Below are 652 nucleotides of genomic sequence, written 5' to 3' on the forward strand. Positions count from 1 at the left end.
TCGATCAGCTCAAACTGCATGTCTTCAGGAAGCCCGCCGACATTGTGGTGAGATTTGATCGTTTGCGCCGTTGCTGTACCGCTCTCGATGATATCTGTGTAAAGCGTTCCTTGTGCAAGGTAGTCGATGCCTTTGAGCTTGTCCGCTTCATCATCAAACACGTAAATGAATTCGTTGCCGATGATTTTGCGTTTTTGCTCAGGATCAGAAACGCCTTTTAGTTTGTTTAAGAATCGATCTTTTGCGTCTACTTTAATCACATTCATGTTAAAGCCTTCGCTGAATGTTTTCATAACACCCTCAGCTTCGCCTTTACGGAGAAGACCATGGTCTACAAAGATACAAGTCAGCTGGTCGCCGATCGCTTTATGAATCAAAACAGCAACAACAGAGGAATCAACGCCGCCGCTTAGCGCGCAAAGAACCTGTTTGTCTCCGACTGTTTCACGGATTTTTTGCATTTCGATTTCGATAAAGTTCTCCATTGACCATTCGCCTTCGCATTCGCAAACACCGAATACAAAGTTTTTCAGAAGATCATTGCCGTATTCAGAGTGGCGCACTTCCGGGTGGAACTGAACGCCGTACCATTTTTTGTCTGCTTTGCTCATTGCTGAGTTCGGGCAGTGATGGCTTGTCGCGTCAACAGTGA

General features: G+C 45.7%; 1 protein-coding gene. It reads right to left on the reverse strand.

Translation table 11 applies throughout. The features are described 5' to 3' along the window. A partial coding sequence (locus ACWHAR_RS28230) for a glutamine amidotransferase-related protein (protein WP_452088590.1) occupies positions 1 to 652 on the reverse strand: 652 nt, incomplete at both ends.

The organism is Bacillus sp. LR--39, from assembly GCF_053613335.1.